This is a genomic window from Paenibacillus sp. FSL R7-0204, assembly GCF_038002225.1.
In the GTDB taxonomy this organism is placed as follows: Bacteria; Bacillota; Bacilli; order Paenibacillales; family Paenibacillaceae; genus Paenibacillus_AQ.
Map to the genome: position 1 here is coordinate 4660932 of NZ_JBBOCA010000001.1, position 17384 is coordinate 4678315.

A 17384-nucleotide genomic window follows, 5' to 3' on the forward strand; every position below is an offset into this window, starting at 1 on the left:
TTTCGCGAGAATCAGATACTTTTTGAAAACAAGCCATTCTGTACGATTTATCTTTTATTATATTTTTAAAATGAACAGTATCGATAATTATCGTATTTGTAAGGACCGCTTCAGCCTTCAATAGCCCCTTAATTTCCAGGTATATCTCACTATTAATGAGGATAGAATTATCCAACTCTTCATCACTGCAATAATCATTTAGCATATCAAAAAAGTATTGCCTTTAAAATTCATCTTTATAGGGTGCCCCTCACCACTCACTAAATTAACGGTTATTCTACTTCCTTTAGATAATTCAAGCACTATTTCTTTAGTGGTCCTATTTGTCTTAGTATTCATAAAACAACGCTGATCAGATAAATTTTTTCATGTTGTTCCAATAAATCTGCACCAATTATTGTTGGTTCGGGTATATTTTCTTCTGGTATATCTTCAAGGTATAGAGCCAGTGCCTCTTTTGCCATCTCAATGGCCTCTTCAGTACGATATCCGCATGTAATGCAACCTGGCAGGTCAGGGAAAGTTACGGTTATTCCATCTTCAACATATTCAAATTTTGCATAGTATTCATACGACTTCCTTTTCAATTTTACCCACCTTCTAGTTAGTGTTTATCAACGTGTAACATCAGTAAGGGCTACTCTACTTTATTAATAGGAATTACTATACGAGAATTCTCAAAGATTCGCATACTATAAGATGTCTCTATTCTTTTTGATTTTACAGTTTACTGGAAGTGAATTTGCTCATTTATAGATTAGAAGCTACTTTGACAGCACCGTTCTCCACAAGTAAAAAGTTTCTTTTTACAAACTCTGATGCGGCTGCTCCTCTTACATCCATAGAGTATCTTCCGTCACCCATAATTTGCGTTAATTCAAACTGATTCATATCTGAAAAATGCTTAAACTCTAAATCCGCCCCTGATCCGGCATCTGCCCCACCAATGCTATCAGAACCAATTGTTAGACTATGTCCTGTTGGGTCCAAATAAATCAACGGATTATTAGGCACATACGTATACAAATTCAAACTCAACGGATTATCAATCTGCCCCTCATACGTATCCTAGTTTATAAAGCGGAGCTTTGAATAAAGAAGGTGGCAACTGAGAATGAAATCCCAGCTACCACCCATTCTATCATCCCGCCTGCTGTACTGGTGTATTTGGCATCACGTAGGCTGACTTTTTCTTCATCATGACGTAGATGATATTTACCAGCTTCCTCATTAAGCACACAATCGCTTGCTGTTTCGTCTTCCCCTCTGCTATCTTTCGCTCATAATAAGCATGAAAATAGGCATTCTTTGGTTCTCTCTTGGTACGGGTAACACCAATCTGACGAATCGCAAGGCTTTTGATAATCTCATGCAATACCCGATTGCCCTGCTTACTCTTATAATTTCGAAACTTATTACCAGAACCTACGATGACTGGTGCAATGCCAGCGAATCGGGCAAGTTTATCGGAGGAAGAGAATCGGTGAATATCACCAATCTCTGCCACAAGCTGCGCTGCTGTCACCACATGGATCCCTGTCATGGATTCAAGCTGGAAACCAAGCTGCTGCATCAAATGCTCAATCTTACCCTCGATACTGACCAATTGTTCTTGAAAAAATCGAGCGGATTCCACTTGACTCACCACTACTGAATCTCTTGAATCCTGAAAATCCCGATACGTTTCTCCATCTGCGTCGATCAGACTAAGAATTTGATTTGCCTTCTTATGAGACAATCCATTGTTGCTGTGCTTTCGCAAGAAGGCAGCAAGGGCTTCCTCTGACATGTCCTTCAAGGTATACGGTGAAGGGTAGGTCTCCCAGAAGGCAAGCGCCGTTTTCCCCTCTACTTCAGAGAAGAACTTTTTGTAACTGGGATAGGAATAGCTGATCTGCTGGTGCATCTTTTTTACCGTTTCCGTTAAACTGTTAGCCAACCATTTCCGCTGCGTCACAAGCTGGCTTATCGCCCAGAACAGGTCAACGGGCTGAGCATCTGGCAGGCGCTCCAACTCGTCTCTGAGCACCTTGGCAACGCATTCCGCATCCCAGCTATCCGACTTCTGAACGGTCACATGGCTTTTTCGTCTGGCGTTAGCGAGCTTTGCGTTCACTTCCTTCACCCAGCAACGATTGTCCTTCAGATACACGGCAAGTCCTCTACCGTAACCTCCAACATCCTCCAGTCCATAGACAACAGACAAGCCCTTCTTGATGTACTTCTTTAATTCTTTAAGCAGCAAGGGAAAGGCAGACGGCTTGTTATCGAATTTTAGTTCCCCTAGCTTCTTGCTCCAGCAGTCAATAATGACGGCTGTATGATGCTGTTTATGCAGGTCAACTCCTACATAGATTAAATTTTGCTGTTCAATCATCTTCTTTTGCTCCCTCTGTATTTGAATGGTTACTAATGGATTTGATTCGTAGCATTCAAGAATCTTTGCTGTCTTTATCGCTTGATCTGTATGTATCCAGCCCATTAGTAACTACTCAAACGAGTGGCGAAAACATCAGGGATAAACAAGTTTGCATCCTCAGTTCGAGCGGTCGGTGCCGCAAAGATACGTTAGCAATCTCTTGTTTTCGATAATGCTTAGAAAGCTGTAAGTTTTAACATCCCAGCAACATGTGACTTCTCCAGACGTACATAAAGCAGGTCTAGCCGCAGTTCTTCTGTGTACTCGTGAATCTTATCTATAATTTTCTCCGCTGTCGGCAAATCAATTTCCGCAGCTTGTTCATGTGTAATTTGAAAAATGGCATTTTCGTAAGCAGCAGTAGTTCGGAGACTTGTTAGAAGCTGATCTTCTTGCTCCACCAGCGATTCATACTTCTCTTGTAATATCGTCACAAGCACATCCCTCCAGACCGTAGGATCGCTTGATGTTTACCGTCTGCTTCGATCTGTCCATAACGATACGTTCCTTGGTAAAATGCTTTACGATCTAGGATTCGTTTCACCTGTACTTTGGTGAACCTCTTCCCTTGTTCTGTTGTAAATCCTTCTTCGTTTAGCTTCTCGGCTAAAGTCGACAATGACCATATAGGATATTGTTCTTTCAATTGAAATAACCGCTGAACCGTAGAAGCCTTCTGTTCATCAATGAACATTTGCTTTGATCCCCGTTTCCCTTTGTAACCAAAAGGAATACCCCCACCAGCAAACTTGCCTTCAGAAGCCTTTTTGTTTCGTCCACGTCCCAGCTTCATAGCAATCTCCAGCCGCTGATAAGCATCCAGCAACTGATTGTTGAAGATTCTGAAGCTTAAGGTGCTCAAATGGAAGTCGGGTCGGGCGCTGGATGTGCTACGCCTTATTCCTCAACAAGAATCATGCTTTTTGATGTAAACCACCCCCGGGTGTTTTCCTATCGTAATGGTGAACATTTCCCGGAAGGGAGGGGTTGTAATCTCTTTATTTTCAAGTACAATAGAGACTATGTTATTTTTATTTCATCCAACATGTTGGACTTTTTATCGTTATCGGCAAAATAACGTGTCCGTCGGTGAGGATGTGTCTTCTAGCTATTTATAGCAAGACGATCTAGGCAGTTCCCTTGGGGGATTGCTATTTTTTTTGCCATGGTTTTGCGACTGGCATACGTAGATGATGTGTAAAGCTGCCTTAATACGGATTCATCAAACATGCTTTGCAGCAGTCGGAAACCAAGAACAGTTTCGATCTTGGATATGTTTTCTCTGTTCTCCATTAGCCAAGACAAATCCATATCGCTGACTTCCTCTGGATACTCAATCTGTGCAAGTGTCCTCTCCATCGTATAGTCAAAGAATAGTTTTTGGAGTAATTCTACTGCCTTCCTCGTTGGCGAGAATCTTCTCAGATCATTGTCACTAGGTCGGACTTCGAGTCGAAGGAGACCTTTAGAACGTTCAATAATCTCGTTTGATTCTTCTTCCTTTCGAGTCTGCTTATGCTTATCATAAAACATAATTCTGCTGCTCTTGTTCCGGTATTCAACGGTCTGTTCTTGGTTGTATGCTATTGTATTCTTGTAAGCAAGCTGCTGCCCACTTAGCATCCGCACATATTCACTGACCTTTTTACCTACTTGAAAATTGCAACAGACATCACATCGGCTTATTATCCATTCAGAGTGTGGAACATACACATCAAAGAGCTGGAGCAGCCTGTCTTGCAATTGTTCAAAGAACAAGGGGATATCTGCTTCTGTGAGCATCGTAACGTTGTCTCCATATAGAAACTTCGGCATGGATACTTGTACTGTGAGTGTTTGGCTATTCTCGATATACTTCATGTATGGCAACTTTTCATCTTTTAACGTATAGCTTGTGTTCAATGCACCTGTTTCTTTACTGTAGAACGTAGTTGAATTAGCGCTATATTGATTCAATGTATCTGGATCAATAGGAATAGGTCTTGCCTTTAGTATGATAGTGTCAAACACAAGGAACCTTCTTTCATTTCTAGTAGTCTAATATATTGGATGTGATTGGAGATGTTATAAGAACGGGAACCAACGGCTCGAGTCGGGCTATTGTTCAACTCGTGTCATACTTGTTCATCGTGTTCACCACCTATTAAGGCTTAATTCCAGTTTCCTCAAACAGCTTGTCAAGCTTCTCAAAGAACTGTTTCTGTTCGTATTTTGCATAATCTGGATGTACTCCCCATTCGTTATCTCGGTGAACGAGATAATATAAGACCAATTCCAACGCTGTCTTTTTATTACGATTCTGTTCTTGGATTACCGTAACTGCATCTTCTAAAAGGTTGAAATTTGCGCTTTCGTTGATTGGATCAGCATTCAGCAAGGAACTTACCTGTTCGATCAATCTTTCTCTTTTTTGTCCTGCTTGAACAAACTCAAGAAGGCTAAAGTGCTGTGAATAGTGTTGTGTTGTAGTGTATTCGTTTCCTTCATCATCAAAGTTTGTAACCTCAATTTCCTCATGTTCATCCGTTTTGGTTAAGTAAACCATAAGAATTTCCGACTTTTCTGATGGAAGCAACTCCTTCTGGAACAACGTTTTATCCTCGATTCCGAATAACTCGGACAACTGCTCAAGACGTGGTTCAGGTATCTTCCGTCTTTCTTTGATCCAGTCCTGAAATGTTTGTTTGGAAACCCCGATGGCTTCTGCTACCGATTTGTACTCCATGTGAAACGTGTCAGCTATAAATTGTAATCCGATCATCTCAATCACCGCCATACTCAGTATGCTTTACGAGAATTATTATATACCGACATACTCAGAATGTCAAACGTTAAGTCAAAAGAAAAACCACATGCAGCAATCCCACATGTGGCAAGAATGGATATTAAAATTAGATTTCCGAAAGACTTATTGCCTTTAGCAATGCCTCCGCTAGATAAAACTCATTTAATTCTTTACCCAAGAAAAAGGTTTTTTCCTCTTGATGAACATACCCTTTTTTAACAGTATAAGTAATGGGGATAACTTGATAACCTTCCTCATCCCAGTGTAGACCAACAATTTTCTTTTTTTTCACTGCTTTTTTATAACCTTTTACTTTCAAATGTTTCTCTATTGCAGTAACCTTTGGAAAATCTCTATCTACATACTGAGAATAGCACCGTCCGAAACTCTCTTTTATAGCAAATTCAAGTTCTTCTAAGGTATAAGGATATTTAAGGTCCAAAATATCATTTATTTCTGCAGTAACATCGTGTGTTGTCCAAATCCCATGTGGTACAAAATACAAATCATTATTTTTATCAATATACACTGTCACATTTTTGTAATCAAAATCCAATTGAATCACTCCTATTCAACTATTTTAACTATTATTTGTCCTCCTCTGTTACTGGCTTCAGTTATCTCTCAATCTAGTTGACGGGAGTATAAGTTCACTTGTCAGCTATAAATTATAATGCAATTAGTTCAACACCGTGACACTAGAATGTCGAACGTTAAGTCAAAAGCCATATGCAGCAATTCCGCATATGGCAAAGGTAAATAATCCTATTTCTGAAAGGTCTATTGTTTTTAACAATGCTTCAATTACTCAAGTTCATTTAACATCTTTCTAATATTCTCTATATCCTTAGTAAGACTCTCAGCCAAAATTTTATTCTCTTCAGAATCACGTGTTGTAAAATCCATTCCGCCAAAAAAATCAATATCCAACGTCATAACTTTCTGCTTAATCTCATTTTCAGCCCCTGTATACTTTGTATCATAAAATTTGTTTAGCACATCCATTTTGGAACGAACGACACCAACATGCTGAATATTAATTTCAAATATTTCAAGAATCTCCGATACCCTCTGTTTAAAATCATTTTTATCAGCATTTTTATTTTTTGAATTCATAGAACACCCCGATATTAGTATCATTATAATAAACAGTAGCAAAGTTTTTCTCATATCATTTCTTCCCTTTTCCCGGTTTTAATTGTATGAAATCAGAAAGATCAGGCCCATAGTCAAAGTTTGCTTGTACATAGTATGCAGCCTCGAAAGTAGTCAAATTCATGATTTTTCCCTCCCCCAAATCTAAATAGAAATCATATAAAATTTTTCCTTTATCATGAAATGTAATATTCATTCTAAGCAAATCAACGATTTCTATTCCGTATATGTTTTCAAATTGTTGTCCCCTAATTAACTTAGAATTTAAGGATGCATAATTATTAAGTTGTTCTTCAGCATTTTCATAGATACCATCATAGGATTGTTTTAGATTTAATACGTTGCTCCTTGGCTTAACTTCCCACATTTCATAATCGCTAGATACAATATCAGCCCAATAATGTTTGTTAAGACGCCACGGAATATCCTTTTCAAGATGGTACTCAAGTTGAACATCAAGCCCAGTTTGCTTATGAATTGCACTCCCTGCAATTACTTGAGTAATTTCATGAAAAGCTTGATATATTCCATTTTCACCATTTCGAGATAAAACGGTCTGAGTCATTCTTGCTGTATCATTTCGTTTGGTATAAGTACTAAAAATTAAATTAAGAAGGTCTTTGGGCATATTACCGGTCGGATCAGAATACCTCAACGGATTATTATGCACATAAGTATACACATTCTGCGTCAGCGGATTATCAATCTGCCCCTCATACGTATCCTCATTTAAAAACCGTCCCATACTCGGATCATAGTACCGTGCCCGCAGATAATACAGTCCGGTCTCATTGTCATACATCTCTCCGGTGTACTTAAAGGAGTTAGACGTTCCCTCCACCTGGCTAGTAATATTCCCCCACTCGTCATAGGTGTAATTATTCACGACTGTTCCGCTGGTATCGACAATCTGTACCACGTCACCATGGCCGTTGTACAAGTAATAATAATCCTTAGCCGCTTTTTTATCCTTCTTCACCAACACCCGGTCTCCCCGGACAAAGTTTGCCTGTTCTACAATGGTGCCATTGATGAGCTTCTCTTCCGAGATCACTTGACCCTGGAAGTTGTAGTTCACCTGGGTTTCGGTATTCCCCTTGGTTTTCATGGACCGCATTCCATCAGCGTAGTATTTGAAGCTAGTGTTGGTTCCGCCTTTGGTGACGATTGTTAATGTATTCTGCAAGTCATAGGTGTAGCTGGTATTCGCAGAATCCAGACTAAGGGTACTCGTATCGGACAAGGTTAGGCGGTTGCCCCGCACATCATAAGTATACGTCGTTTGTCCGCCGTCTGGGCGGCTGATGGAGATCAGCCGGTTCAGCGCATCGTAGCCGTAATTCGTTGTTTGGGCAGAGGCTCCGTTGCGCGATTCACTGACAGCGACCCGGTTCCCGTTGTTGTCATAGCTGTAGCTGTAACTGGACAGGCTACTGCTCACTTTGGTATTGGTCATCCGCTCCGTCCAGCCCAGTGCCGGGTTGTAGGTGTATTCTGTCTTCAGTGTGCTGCCATCCGTCAGGGTCGGATAGGTGATCGACTTCACTTGATCATTGCCGAAATAGGTGTACTGTGCATTAGCTGATGCTGCCCCAGTCACTGCGGCACTCCCGTTGGCCTGTACCTGAGTCACCCGTGACTGCTGATACGTATAGTTGGTGAAAAAGCCCATGTACTGGTCGCTAATCTGTGTCATTCTTCCCAGCACATCCACCTCGTTACCAATCGCTACGTAGTGGCTTCCAGAACGCCCATAGATCGAACGGGCTTGCCCCAAGCTATCGCTCGTCAACGTCTGGTAAGCCGTCTCCTCCTGATTGAGCAGCGTTTGGATCGTCTGCTTCTTCGGACTTCCATCCCCCGTAATCATGACGGTCTCCAACGTTTGGGCTACGTTGTTGATCTTCCCTTGTATCGTGCTCTTCTTCAGTTGACCCGCTTCATCGTAAAGATACGCGAAGCTGCTGCCATTGCGGTCGGTTTTAGCGGCTAACTGCCCTGAGCTGTTATACGTGTAGCTTTCGTTTTGGGAGGCTGCATCCTGCTTCACGCTGAGTAGACCCAGTTCGTTATACGTTTTGCTGTTCAGCACCTGGGGAGTCCCATTTTTGGCTTGGATTGTCACCAGTGACAATTGCCCATGACCATCATAGTTATAGCGTGTCGTCTGATTCAACGCATCCTTCAGGGCAATTAACCGGCCTAAGGCATCGTATTGATAACTGGTTGTCACGCCATCCTCATTCAGATTACGATTCGGATCGGTGTATCCCGTCACCTGCCCGGCAATGTTGTAGCGATATGATTCGCTGATGGACTGTTGCTTCGTCGGCCAGTCTTTATAGGTGGACACAGATAACTTATTCCCCCAGGGGTCATAGCTCTCCTGGATATAGTTCAGAGTCTGGCCGGTGGTATGGTCCTGAATATAACTGGTCGCGGTGCGAGACCCCGAATCATAGTCGCTGACCATCACATCCCCGCTCGGTGTCGTCGCCCGATTCTGCCGGCCCCAGGAATCATAACTGGCGGTCAGTGCATTTCCTGCGGGATCGATGGAATAGACCGGACGTCCCTGATCATCATAATGATATTGGGTAAACACCCAATTGCTCACGTTCTCATCATAATGCTCTTCCAGCAAGGCGAGACCTAATCCGTTATACAGTACATTTGCATAGGTTTTCATGCTCGTGCCACGGGTAATGTTGTTGACCGTGGTAATGGAATCGACCTTTAATACCTGTGTTCCTGCATTTGTCGCATCGAAATTAGGAGAGCTCCGGTTATAGTAGTTGTAGTCTACGACTTTCTGAACCCGTTCACTCTTGGCGTTGTTTATTTCAGGATAGGTTTCTTTTTTTAATCGCCCTACAGCATCGTATTCATAGGTAACGGTCTGATTGTTGGCCTCGGTTTTCTGAATGACCTGGCCATTGTCTTTATTGTAGAGCATTTTGGTGGTGACAGCTTTTTCGTCAGCGGTCCCGATATTGAACCATTGCTGCTGCTCTGTAGGATACGCATAGTTGTTCTCACTGCCATACCGCACTACCGATTTTGCCACCCGCTGATTATTTGCCCACGTCTGGGTAACGGCCTGTTCCAGCTTATGTTGTCCATCCTCATTCACATAGGTGTAGTCATACTTAGTTTGTTCACCTTTGGCATTCGTAATCGTTGCTGGCCGGCCTTCCGCAGTGTAAGAATATGACTCTGTATAAGGCACGCTGTCTGTTTCATTCTGGTATTTGGATACAGAAGCCGGAAAACGGTAGGTAGGTTCATACTGATAGCTAGTGGTATAGTGCTGCTTCAGATTCGGATTATTCCATTGCTCGGCCGTTAGCGGCTCCGTTTGGCTCTGAACCTGGCCCCAACTTGTATAGGTTGTCTCGGTATATAGATGTTTCGCCGTAGCGTCACTGTCCTGCGCGGCATATTCCGAAATCGTTGTCCGTGTGGGAGACTGGATAAACAACCCGTGGAACGCTGTATTTTCGGTTATTTTCCTCTCTCCGTTACCGGCAACCGTCTCTGAACGAAGGACTCTGCCTTCTTTGTCAAATGTATGGGTCGTACTTAGCCCGTTACTTGGTGTACTACTCATCACCGCGGATGTGGTGCTGTAACGGAAATCATCCGGCAAATGACCTGGGTACTGCTCTGGGGTATTCCCCGTATAATCTCCCGTGTAAGTATACCGGAGTTGCTGATAGGCCTTTCCTCCCATATAGTCACTTCTAGACGTCGCCCGGTATTCTCCAAACGAATCGGAGTTACTCATATGCCGGCTCACATATTCATAATTATACTTCGTGCTGGAATGCGGATAGTTGACTTCACTTAACAGTGCCTCAAAGTTAAATCCGTTATTCGGGATTAGCGTCAGTTGATTATCATAGTTAAAGTACGTGCTTTCTCCTATTGAATTTGTAATGCTAGAGAGAACCGGCTGATACACTTTGATCGCTGGCGCAAAATTTTTCGGGACATCCACAGCTACTCTGCCTTTCGTGAGAATGACCTTCTGAACTTCATTCGTCCCATTCATCACCCGGAGGGTAACCCGTTCACCGTTAAAGGGTTCTTCGTGAAGATTATACTCATAGGTGAAGAGAACCATACGACCCAGCGTATCGGTAATCGAAGACAAGCGACCATTATCAGCATTCGAATACCTAAAAGTGATCGTGTTGCCGAACCTGTCTTTAATACCAAGCAATTTGCCTCTTGAAGAGAAATACTCCCGTTTCATATCCGAATATTCCATGTAATAACTTGATTCGTCTTGCCCGTTATTGAACTGGCCGGAGTACCTCGATTCAAAGATAATCCGTCTATCTTTTCCTTTGTAGTTAATTAAGTAGCTGTAATTGGAGAGTTCATCGCCCTGTTGCCCGATGGCATAGACACTGCCACTTCCGTCATGATAGAAGCTTTGATTCTCTCCCATTTGAACGTATGGGAACTGGAAGGACCACCCATTCCCTAACTCAGGGGTCGCGTATTCATATACGGACTCATTCATCTGCCAGTATTCGCTATAATAGGTTCTATAGATAAAAGGAGTCCCCTGATTAGAGTTGTACATCAGTCCCACATTCAAATCCAGCCCATCCACGCCTGGCAAATGAAGCAGACTTTCTTTCCGGGTCACACTTCCCGCCACAGGATCAATGGTTTCACTGGAGGTATTACGGTCACTGAATTGTGGTTTTTGGACCTGATTGATTTGCGCCTCTATGGCTCCTCTATCAATCACACCCGAGACTGCCGCATCAAATGCGGTAATCGACATCACCGATAACGGATCTGCACTGAAATTCATCTCCGTCTTTGATGGCTCATAGACCGAGGAACGCACTGTGAATCTTCCAATCGCTTCCTGCTGCAGTGAATTCGGGTCGTATACATCTTCTCCAACTGTAGGAACATGGAGCGTCTGCATTTCGTGATCCAGTGTGGCTTGAATGTCTTCCCAGGATGCTTGTTTATCCTGCTTCCATCTCAACAGTTCGATGGCCGTCCACTTCGTCTGCCCCATCACCAGCAGGTTCAGCCAGTACACATCAATCTTGGAGGCTCCCGCTTGAACAAGTTGTTCAATATCTGCTTGTTTCAAGTCTAGATCCTCATTATCAGGTACACTCGACAAGATCCCCTTAGCTTTCAGACCCGTCAGGGCTGGTTGCAACCGTTCTTTCTTCTGAAGAATCTTCTTCTTCAATTGAGTTACAGGCAGCAGGTTGATATCATAAGCATCTTGAGTTACAGAAACAACCTCGTCTGCAATCAAGGGCTGGGAGGGTGCATTCCTTTGGGCTCCTGGTGTTATGGTCGGCTCAGGATTTTGGGGCAGGAATAGATCGGAGGGTCCTGAGGGTACTGGTGAGGGAGACGGACTACCTTTGGCTAATTCTGCTGTGCTTCTGGATGCAGTTGTCATAGCAGGATTAGCTGACGCTCTCCCCATAAGGTTAGGAAATCCGCTAAATAGTATAGCCAAGGATAGGACATAAATGAACAATGATTTTGCTTTTTGGTTAGACTTCACTCTAAAACTCCCCTGTCTTGTGTTAATTATAATGGTAAAAATTTCGTAAATCAGTTCGTTCTAACCCGCTTTAGAATCAAATTCCCATTTGCGTCATAGTCATAGTAAACGGTCTTCCCAGAAGTAAGTTTCACCGATTGAAGTCTTCCAGAGGAGTCATACGTATATGTATTGGTTTTAGAAGGATCAATAACCGTAACCGACTTCACCAGCGTTTCGCCAAACCAGGTTAGGTGCTCCTGCAGCATTTCCCAATCGGTAACATAGGTACCTGGTACAGCAGGAGCTGTCATTGTAAAAGCAAAAGTATACTCTTCACCCGGTCTAATAATGGTGCCGGGAGGCAAATAATAACGTCCTTGGGCAAACGGGTCATTGTCCCCGGCCGCCCCTAATCGGTACATTCCTGGAGCGGTTCCCTCTTCGTACCAGGATGTCTCACCCTCGTTGCGCATGGTTACAGACACATTATAGGTTTGTCCTACTTCCATGGTAGAAGGAATCGTATGTGTGATCACCCTGGCGTTACGTGTCCCCTCTACGACTTGGACATTTTTCGTGAAAGTCTGACCGAACCAAGTGACCCCGTCATGAACCATTCTCCAATCGGTCATATAGGTTCCGGTCTCAGCCGGCGCCTGCATGATGAAAGTAAAACTTTGAACTTCTCCTGGCTTCACTCTTCTTCCATCAGAGATCATTTGCCTGGCATACGCAAACGGATCTTGATCACCTACACCCCCTAAATTATACCAAGTCTCTTTCGACCACGTATCTCCGCCATCGTTGCGGAAGGACAAAGTGACTGGATACTTATGCCCTTTGGCCATGACAGACGGGATATTCTCATCCATCAGTGTAGCTGAACTGGAGGGTATCTTAGAGACAACAGAGACATTTACGGTCACCGTATCTCCAAACCACTCGACATGCTCCTTCACCATTCTCCAATCGGTAATATAGCTTCCAGTTGTGGCCGGGGCGGTCATATTGAAGTAAAAAGTGAAAGATTGTCCAGGGTTGACACCCTGTCTATTAGGGATAAACTTCCTCCCATAAGAAAATGGATCGCTGTCCCCCACTTCACCCAGCCGAAATAGATTCTGCTCTGACCAGACTTCTGAGCTATCATTACGAACCGTCACACTCACTGGATAAGTGACTCCCGCTTGCATCATCGAAGGGATTGTGTGGTGCAGAATTATCGCCCCTCTGCCCGAAGCATGAGTGGTTGAAGGAACCAACACCGCCGAGAAGCTAAGCAGCAAGATGAACAATAGGCTGATTTTATTCCAATACTTTTGCATATTACCTCCAGAGAATTGTCTTATAGGACTTACTCAAATTATTTCGAGACTTTGATCAGATTCCCATTGGCATCATATTCATAACGCACCATACTACCATCTGAGAGACGCATAGAATTGAGCCGACCATTAGAATCATAAAGGTATTCCACCGGAGAATAGGTAGGGTATGGCAGATATAGCTGGGACTGTGGGACAATCTCCTTCAGTTGGTGCTCACCGGACCGCGATAAGCCAAAGGACGCACCGCCCTCATTCTCAAAATACTCAACTCTAATCTCATAATTCTGCCCTTCCATCAGGACAATTGGAAGACTCGTTAATTCACTGGCCTGGGGAATCCACTTATCAATAAGCAACTGACCATTTACCCATAAGCGAACACCATCATCTGAATTCGCGTAGAATGTGTATGTCCCGCTAGATGAAGGGCGGATTAACCCCTGCCATCTGACTGAGAATTTATCTGCTGCCATGCTCGAATCTGGAGACTCATTTCCCCATCCGAAACTCAACCCTCCATCTGTGCGTGTTAGCTTCAGGTCAGTCAATTCCATGTTGCTATAATAATCACCTTTCAGACCTACGCCCGAACTCTCCACTGGAGGATATAATTGACTTTGGGGAATGAACTCCTTCGTCTGGGTAGGACTTTCCCACAAAAGCCCAATCGCTGCTCCGCCCAGATTCTCAAAATATTCAATCTGAATGTCGTATTGATTGCCCGCAACCAGTGGGATAGAGTTGCTGCGGAATTGATCTGACTGATTAACCCATCGATTGAGCACAAGCTTGCCGTCTATCCATAAACGTACCCCATCGTCAGCATTAAGATAAAAGGTATAGTTGTCGCTGTACCTTGGTTTAATGGTTCCTGTCCATCTGGCAGAGAAGGTATCCGGCCCGATCTGGCTATCCGGCGAACCCTCTATCCAATTGAAATTAATGTTTGCATCGGTACGGGTCAGTTTTAACTCATTCATCTCCAGATCATCGTAGTATTCACCTTTTAACCCTACCCCTTGGACATCCGGCAGATGATGCAATTGACTTTGCGGCACAACCTGTTTCACCTGGCTAGCACTTGACCACTGTAAAATCGCTGTTGCTCCCCCGCCATTCTCGAAATACTCCAGACGGATGTCATAGTTGTGTACAGCGGTTAATGTAATGGGCTGGCTTGTCAGTTCACCAGCTTGAGTTATCCACTTATCAAGGATTAAGTGGCCATCCACCCATAATCTGACCCCATCATCTGCTATTACCTGGAACGTATAGGTTTCGCTATATTTAGGTTTAATAGAGCCTGTCCACCTTACTGAAAAAGTATCAATCCCCATGGTGGCATCGGGCGAGCCTAATCCCCAGCCAAAATTCACGTTTGCATCCGTTCGTGTCAGCTTAAGACCGGTAAGGTCGATATTGTCGTAATACTCCCCTTTGAGACCAGTAAGCGACGATTCTACAGGTGGAGTGAATTGTGCCTGCGGCACAACCTGTTTGACTTGGCTGGCACTTGACCACTGTAATATCGCTGTTGCTCACCCGCCATTCTCGAAATACTCCAACCGAATATCATAGTTTTGTCCGGCTTTTAATGTAATAGGCAGACTTGTCAGTTCACTGGCTTGGGTTACCCACTTATCCAGAATCAGACGGCCATCCACCCATAGACGGACCCCATCATCCGCTATAACATGGAACGTATACACTTCGCTATATTTGGCTTTAATGGAGCCTGTCCATCTTACAGAGAACGTATCGGGTTCAATAGACGCATCAGGAGAGCCTAATCCCCAGCCAAAATTCACGTTTGCATCTATCCGTGTCAACTTGTGCCCGTCAGGTTAATGTTATCGTAATACTCCCCTTGTAGCCCGCTGGTACCAGCCGCTGCTGCAACAGAATTACTTTGGTCTGGGGAATACACTAAGCTTCCTCCTGTATAATAAATCAGCGTGAATACGATGAAGGATACTAGAAATCGCTTTAGCATTTTCAATCTGCCCATTTTCCTCTCCATGTGTAATCAATTTGCACCTTCAATCCACAGTAGTCTTCACCAAGTTCCCGTTCTTGTCATAAGAATACCGCACCACTCTATTATCCTGAGTTCTGATCTGCGTTAATCTTCCGCCGCTATCATAGCGATAGGTTGCTAACTGCCTAACGATAATATCATCTATGGAAAGAGCACCCCCATTGCGAATGCCCCATATCAAGTAATAATTTTCCTGCTCTCCAGTGGTAAAAGTAACCGTCTTCACTCCGCTTGATCCGTTGCTATCATTCCAGCTTGTCCAGTTTACAACTTCAACATTGTCCAGCCCCCGCACCAAAAAATAAAAATGCCGGTTAGGATTCTGAGGTTCCATATCAATAGACTTATAAGCAAAACTCACAGTATACGTGGTGTTCTTCTGTAACTTCAATCGGCTGCTATTACTCGCTATCAGATTTGCCCATTCTATCGTTTGCGGGGAATTCAGGTATGCTGAATACATTCCGTTCACTACTTTGGTTGGATCATTGGTGAGGATTCCAGATGCAGGTATATAATCCGTTCCACTATAAGTACCTCTCTCAAAAGATTCACTATCTTTATGAATCGTAATATCGTCTAGCGAGATCACCCCACCCCCACGAATCCCCCAGATCAGGTAGTAATTATCCTTGTTCCCGGTCGTAAATGTTATACTTTTTCTCTTGGTGCTTCCGATGCCTTCATTCCATGTGGTCCAGCCCTTATCTTCTTGGTCATCCATGCTTCTCGCCAAAAAATAAAAGCAGCGTCCAAGGTTCATCGGGTCCATATCCAGCGGCTTGTAAGAAAAGGTTACGGTATAGGTGGTATTCTTTTCGAAGCGGTATGTAGTCGGATCTGTGGTGAGAATAGTCTTCCATTCCTCATTCTGTTGGGATGCAAGATAAGCCGAATATTGCCCGCTGATGACCTTTGCCGGTTCCTTGGTAATCACACCAGAGCCTGCCCGGTAACGAGTGCCTGCAAAAGTTCCCTTCTCAAACGACTCACTGACCTTGGTGATTTCAATATCATCAATCGAAAGTGCTCCACCGGCATGAATGCCCCAAATGAGATAATAGTTATCTTTATTCGACGTGGTAAAAGTTACAGTACGGCTTCCCTTGCTCCCGCTGGCTTCATTCCAGGTTGTCCATCCTTTATCTTCAGCGTTATCTGTGCTCCTTGCCAAAAAATAAAAGTAGCGATTACTGTCTGCTGTAGCTATCTCAATAGACTGATATGAAAAGGTTACCTGGTATGTAGTATTTCGCTCAAACTTCACTTGATTCGAATCAGAGTAGGAAAATTCTTTCCAATCTTCGTTATGTAATGAACTCAAATAAGCTGAATATTGCCCACTCACGGTTAGATTTGGATCATTGGTGATACGGCCGGAGCCCGGCAAAAATGATGTCTGATTATACGTTCCCTTCTCGAAGCCCTCACTCTGGGATGAGACTGCTTTTACGATCTGAATATCATCCAGCGCCAAGCTTCCTCCCGCATGAATGCCCCAAATCAAGTAATAGTTCTCCTTGTTGCCGGTGGTGAACGTTATCGTCCTAATCCCTGTACTTCCGCTTGTATCATTCCAAGAAGTAAAGCCCTTATCCTCTTGACCATCCGTACTTCGGGCAAGAAAATAGAAAAAACGGTTGGAATCCAGCGGCTGCATATCAACGGATTTATACGAAAACGTTACCTGGTATGTAGTGTTCTTCTCAAATTTAACTTGATTGGAATCCGTATAGTTAAACTCCTTCCATACGTCTGTAGAAAGAGAACTCAGCAGAGCTGAGTATTTCCCGCTCACTACTTTTTGCGGATCACCTGTAATTGTTCCTTGAATAGGCAGATAGTTCGTCCCCGAATAAGTACCCCGTTCAAAGGACTCGTTGGCCACTATAATATTCTCTGAAGCGAAGACCTTGCCCGGACTAAATAAAACTGTGAAGATCACAAAGCAAATAAACAAACTGCAAACAGAATATTTGATGCTTTTCAACAAATCCACTCTCCCCCTATACTTCCTCACCCATCATAAGGGAGTTAACCAAGGTTGAGAATGGTTGTATTTTATCGAATCATAACTTGTTTTGTCGATTGAGTAATATTTCAGCCACATTTAGATTTTA

At 43.4% G+C, this 17384-nt stretch carries 13 protein-coding genes and 1 pseudogene; all 14 read right to left on the minus strand.

The features are described 5' to 3' along the window. Window positions 1-335: 335 nt before the first annotated feature. Window positions 336-587, minus strand: coding sequence for a type II toxin-antitoxin system HicB family antitoxin (locus tag MKX42_RS20690; RefSeq protein ID WP_340754169.1), 252 nt, complete (start codon window positions 585-587; stop codon window positions 336-338). A gap of 163 nt (window positions 588-750) precedes the next feature. After that, window positions 751-1038: a hypothetical protein gene (locus MKX42_RS20695; RefSeq protein WP_340754171.1), complete on the minus strand. Its 288-nt coding sequence runs from the start codon at window positions 1036-1038 to the stop codon at window positions 751-753. A gap of 103 nt (window positions 1039-1141) precedes the next feature. Next, entirely contained in the window at window positions 1142-2377 is a 1236-nt protein-coding gene (locus MKX42_RS20700; RefSeq protein ID WP_340754173.1) for an IS110 family transposase, read from the minus strand. Between the two features lie 218 nt (window positions 2378-2595). After that, window positions 2596-2853: a hypothetical protein gene (locus tag MKX42_RS20705; RefSeq protein WP_340754175.1), complete on the minus strand. Its 258-nt coding sequence runs from the start codon at window positions 2851-2853 to the stop codon at window positions 2596-2598. After that, window positions 2850-3248: pseudogene (locus MKX42_RS20710) on the minus strand (recombinase family protein); the annotation flags it as partial. The gene MKX42_RS20705 and the pseudogene MKX42_RS20710, both read right to left, overlap by 4 nt. Window positions 3249-3523: 275 nt before the next feature. After that, on the minus strand, window positions 3524-4429 hold the full coding sequence (locus MKX42_RS20715) for a hypothetical protein (RefSeq protein WP_340754177.1): 906 nt from the start codon (window positions 4427-4429) through the stop codon (window positions 3524-3526). Between the two features lie 133 nt (window positions 4430-4562). Then, a complete protein-coding gene (locus MKX42_RS20720; RefSeq protein ID WP_340754179.1) occupies window positions 4563-5180 on the minus strand; it encodes a helix-turn-helix domain-containing protein in 618 nt (205 codons plus the stop codon). Window positions 5181-5310: 130 nt separating this feature from the next. Continuing rightward, window positions 5311-5760: a hypothetical protein gene (locus MKX42_RS20725; RefSeq protein WP_340754182.1), complete on the minus strand. Its 450-nt coding sequence runs from the start codon at window positions 5758-5760 to the stop codon at window positions 5311-5313. A gap of 248 nt (window positions 5761-6008) precedes the next feature. Next, window positions 6009-6374, minus strand: a complete 366-nt coding sequence (locus tag MKX42_RS20730) for a hypothetical protein (protein WP_340754184.1) — start codon at window positions 6372-6374, stop codon at window positions 6009-6011. A 1-nt stretch (window position 6375) separates the two neighbouring features. Further along, window positions 6376-11484, minus strand: a complete 5109-nt coding sequence (locus MKX42_RS20735; protein WP_340754186.1) for an RHS repeat domain-containing protein — start codon at window positions 11482-11484, stop codon at window positions 6376-6378. Between the two features lie 482 nt (window positions 11485-11966). Next, complete coding sequence (locus tag MKX42_RS20740; RefSeq protein ID WP_340754187.1) at window positions 11967-13223, minus strand: NBR1-Ig-like domain-containing protein; 1257 nt, start codon at window positions 13221-13223, stop codon at window positions 11967-11969. A gap of 38 nt (window positions 13224-13261) precedes the next feature. Then, entirely contained in the window at window positions 13262-14716 is a 1455-nt protein-coding gene (locus MKX42_RS20745; protein ID WP_340754189.1) for a PA14 domain-containing protein, read from the minus strand. Between the two features lie 48 nt (window positions 14717-14764). Continuing rightward, complete coding sequence (locus MKX42_RS20750; RefSeq protein WP_340754191.1) at window positions 14765-15055, minus strand: PA14 domain-containing protein; 291 nt, start codon at window positions 15053-15055, stop codon at window positions 14765-14767. Window positions 15056-15265: 210 nt separating this feature from the next. Continuing rightward, window positions 15266-17254 (minus strand): RHS repeat protein, encoded by a 1989-nt coding sequence (locus tag MKX42_RS20755; protein ID WP_340754194.1) that lies wholly within the window; start codon window positions 17252-17254, stop codon window positions 15266-15268. Window positions 17255-17384 lie beyond the last annotated feature (130 nt).